Below are 4,752 nucleotides of genomic sequence, written 5' to 3'. Positions count from 1 at the left end.
CCAGGAGGCTGTCCCATGCCGTATTGACTTCATCCGCGTCTGCGTTTTCATCCGCCAGTACACGCTGTGCTTCTGCCAGAACCTTTTCAAAATATTCCTTTGCGGTATCGGTCGCACCTTCTGTGCTCAGTGACAGCGCATATTCGACAGTCTTCTGAAGCAGAGTTTTATCCACCTTTTCTACGACTTCTTCCAGTCCCTGAACTGCTTTTTCCAACGCTTCGAGAGCGTCTTCAATCTGCTGCTGCGATGCCTCACTGCCAAGGACATTCTTCGCTTTCTGAACCGCCTTCCGAAGATTTTCGATAGATTCCTCTGTATATCCGTGAAGGTCAGCTCCTTCTACTTTTTCCAGGTACTGTTCCAGATTCTTCCTCATATCTGAAACCATTCCGATGACACGGACATTATCACAGTAGAAATCCGCACCCAGTGATGTAACCTCAACACCACCGTATGTAAGCTGCGTTCCTGTCGTATCTGTGTAGGTAAGTTTCGCATCTCCATACTCTTCTCCCCGCCTGGCAATGTAACATTCGATTGTGTTCCCACGGAATACGATTTTCATCTGATACCACGTTCCTGTCTCAATCGGATAATCTGTCTCTATGATACTGCTTCCTGCATTCGCATAGAATTTATTCAATTCCAGTTTTCCGCTCTTTCTTGCGATCAGCATCCATGAATTTCTTTCATCCTGCGCATGCCCTGCCAGTGTGATATTGTCATACTGCGGAAGCGGTGAATCATCTTTCCATGCATTCAGACAGAATTCCATCTCCGCGGAGTAGTCTTTCCACTGTGTATTCCCTGCATTCAGGTTCACCTTCAGGTCTGTATCTTCATTCCACCACACATGTCCGTCTTCTGCCCCGATGACGTTCATCGCGCTTCCATGCAGAATCTGCCAGTCATATTCCGGTCTCCAGCCCCCATCTTCTTCCTTTTCGAAAGCTTCCAGCATCATTTGCTGCTCTTCCAGTCTTACCACCGCCGTAATATTGGCATACGCGACCACATATCCGTTCTCGTCCAATGCATATACTGCGAGCTTTCGTCCGTCTTCCGCGATAATTCTGTTTACCGCATCTGCATTCAGAATTTTATCGATATGTACTATATCGCCTTTATTCGGCGCCGTCTGGGAACCGTCTGTAATCCGGTATCCGAACATCACTGCGCCTTCCGGCAGTGCCGGCATAGTGATCAGTGTATGGTATGTACTGGATTCATCTTCCGTTACCCGGATTCCCTCTATCTCAGGCGCAGGCTGGTATCCGCTGCCGCCCTCAGTTGTAATATATCCGCCCATCTGTTCCACAACGCCAAGGATCGTCTGTTCCAGTTCTTCATATCCTTCCGGCGGAACTGCCATGTCACTGGAAGAAACGTTGTCTCTCCAGACGTTGGTTCCCTGGCTTTTATCAAGCGTATCCGTCTGCGCTGCCCATACACGATTTCCTTCCAGCCTTACATAACTTGCATAGTCATCCATATAAAGCGGCCAGCACATATGCTTTGCATTTTCCTTTTTCTCGGCAATATTATAATTATACTCATTATTTTTCCCCATACTCCACGCATAGTAGCAGCCGCCGTCATTCATATCAAGCATGTAATCCCGAGAAATATTATATTCCATAATATTGCAGTCACTGCTCTGATACGGGATCGCGGCCCGCCCGTTATCTGCGCTGCAGTTAAATGTATCTGTCACTTCACGGCCAAGTTCAAGAAGTTCCTCCTCACGTATCCCGTACTGGGTAAGATTACCAAACGTATCTGTATATGCACGGCCATTGAAGCCTGTGACGCCGCCCTTGCTTGTATAGTTCGGGTTCATGCTGTCAGCATCGGTTCCCGTTATCATAATGGAAGTATACGGTACTCTCTCGATCAGGTTAAACTTTCCATCCGTATAACTTGCGCCATAAATTGTAATGGCAGAGGAATGCTGATAAGGGGCGAGTCCGAGATCATGGATATTGTTCGCCAGTATTACATTACCGGTATTCATATCTCTTGTCTTTCCACTTCCCGGTCCATATCCGTACAGCTGTACGCCTCCGCATCCAAGATTTTCTAGTTCATTTCTCACAATACGGTTATTCCTGGCATAATGATCCAGCGCAACTGCATACGCACCGGTGCAGAGTACCTTTGAATCAATCAACGCACAGTTTTCCACGCCCTGCATAAATATCGCGGCGAACGGATTTTCCGCATTCCGTACAACCAGATCCGGATCTGTTCTGTCATCGTTCCATTCATTTTCCGGAAGCCGGTCTGCATATTTAAAAGTCAGATCTCTGAATTCAATATATTCTACCTGTTCTTCCCAGTTGTCTTCTTCCTCATCTCCCTGCAGGCGGATCAGTTCTGTCAGATTCGGGGCAACAGCATCCTCCAGATCCTCTCCGTTTTTTGGCCACCAGTATACCTTGCCTTTTTCCGAATCCACACACCATTCTCCCGGTTCGTCAATAAATTTTGCCGCGTTGAGCAGATTATATTTCCCGTTATTCTGAAACAGAGTTCCTCCCACACCGTTCGGCTCTATTGAAGGATTATACGACTGCAGCCTTGCTGTATTATTTTCCGCATCAATATCTGTTACAACCGGAAGGCTGTTCCACCACTGCACAGGAAGCAGATAAAGCTCCACATCGCCGTTGGACGGCAGGTTGTCCATATGTCCCGGCTGAAACTTTACCGTCATTCCCCTGGGATCTCTGGTATAGAGCGGGCTCTCCGGCATCTCCGGAAAAGTCTCCCAGGTACTCCAGTCATTTGTATTATAGAGGCGGGCTGTCTGCTGGCGTTCCCCGTTTACATACAGATCATGGAATCTCCATCCCGGCTCCACATCCGCTTCATAAAGATTTCCCTTTGCTTCTTCCGGAAGTCCCGCGGGATAATCTTCCGTCACTTTTGTAAATCCGGTAATCTTCTTCCCGCTGTGTATCTCGGCAGTCTCTCCAGGATAAGAAGCATAGACAACCGGCTTTCCTTCTTCTCCTGAGTCTTCCGGCGTGAATACGATCGTCTCGTCTATATAATACTCTCCGCCTCTTAAGTATACCGTTACACCTCCGTCCGGCAGTACATCCAGAGTCCTTATTGTATCCCGTGCTTTTTCAACTGTACCAAACGGTCTGGCTTCCGTCCCGTCGCCCGTCTCGTCATTGCCGTCTGCTGCCACATAATAAAATGTACTGCACGGTTGGTTTACATACACTTTTGTCTGAGCCTCTGCCCCATCCGTCGCTGCTGCCGTAACCGTTGCTTCACCTACTTCTTTTGCTGTCAGTATCCCGTATTCATCCACTGTGACAACATTTTCATTATCTGACGTATATTTAAATCCCGTTTTTTTGTCCGCGATCTCGTCGTAAACCGGCGAAACAGACGTCGCATCCCCCGGCGAAATCCGCACACTTTCTCTGTTCATCCGAAACGGAACCGCTTCTACCTCAGGAAGATCCGCAGCTTCTGCTTCGCTGATCACCAGATTATCAATAAGTGCTGCATATCCCCATCCTGAAAAAGTAATTCCACCGTATGTATACTCCGCTGTTGTATCTGTATCGTCTGCACATAAAACATCTTCTCCATTGATCTGAATGCCGATCGTTCTATCTACGATTGTAATCTTATAAGTATTCCACGTTTCTTCTCGCGGCTGTGTCAGTTCTTCTGTCTTTACAGGGATATCGCTTCCGGTATCGCCGCTCCGCTTTGTCACCGCTACTTCGTTTTCCCTGAAATATATAGTATAACCGCAGTTTCCAATCTCTGAAGAACGAATACGGACCTGACCTTCCGCATCTTCCGGAAGTTTCATATCAAAAAGAAACGAAACATCGGAATACTCCCCCGGCAGACGTTTTGCAAAAGCCATACCGCCCAGTCTGCTTCCGCCTCCGCTTTCCAGTTTCCAGACCATTCCATGTCCTTCATCTTCTGTCAGTTCCGATCTCTGATCAGTCGTATAACGAGCAAGGTCTCCCGTAATATCTTCAAAATCATCCAGTGCCTCTCCGGATTCAAACGAATTCTGATAAAGAATTTTCCTGTCTCCAGGCGGATCTGCCGCCATTGCCGGGATCATGGACTGAAATGCCATCATTCCTCCCATTATCAGACCGAGCGTTCTTCCGATCACCTTTTTTCTCATAACGTATCCCTCCACTTTCATGTTTTTATCCTCTGTGTACAGAAAGCAGACTGCACTTTGTGCCCGCGCACAATTCAGCCTGCTTCCTGTTTTCTGCCCGGATTTCCGCTTCTGGCGTTTAGTGAAGTTTCTTCCTTCTTATTATAACTGTAACTCCCGCCAGCACCGCCGCTGCCGCCATCAATGCCGCCGCGGTTCCCACCTGCGTGTCATCACCGGTCTTTGCAGCCTTCTGATCTCCGGTTCCGTTGTCTTTTACTCCCGTATCCGGTTTCTGTCCATCGTCTGAACTTCCCGGAGTATCCGGGTTGTCCGGTTCGGATGGGCAGCCCGATTCAGACGGTTCGGACGGGTCACCTGGATCGCTCGGGTCACTCGGATCGGATGGATCGCCCGGGTCGCTCGGATCAGACGGATCGCCCGGTTCACTCGGGTCGCCCGGCTCTTCTTTCAGGACGAGCGCATTCCGCGCCGCTGCCAGTTCAGTCTCCGCCTGATCCACTACAGCCTGGTCGTCCACAGACAGCGATTCATCTGACAGTACCATATTTGCCTGCATCAGCGCTGCTCTGAAT

At 48.8% G+C, this 4,752-nt stretch carries 1 protein-coding gene and 1 pseudogene; both read right to left on the bottom strand.

Annotation, left to right across the window (positions count from 1 at the left end; genetic code table 11):
• The coding region (locus tag B5F07_RS22055) for a family 16 glycoside hydrolase (RefSeq protein WP_162613203.1) at positions 1-4,177 on the bottom strand (4,177 nt) is incomplete at its 3' end.
• A gap of 118 nt (positions 4,178-4,295) precedes the next feature.
• A pseudogene (locus B5F07_RS23250) lies at positions 4,296-4,752 on the bottom strand (hypothetical protein); the annotation flags it as partial.

It is taken from the genome of Lachnoclostridium sp. An169, from assembly GCF_002160525.1.
Lineage (GTDB): Bacteria > Bacillota > Clostridia > Lachnospirales > Lachnospiraceae > Mediterraneibacter > Mediterraneibacter cottocaccae.
The sequence above is the reverse complement of the archived record's forward strand: the minus strand, read 5'-3'. Positions and strand labels throughout refer to the sequence as shown.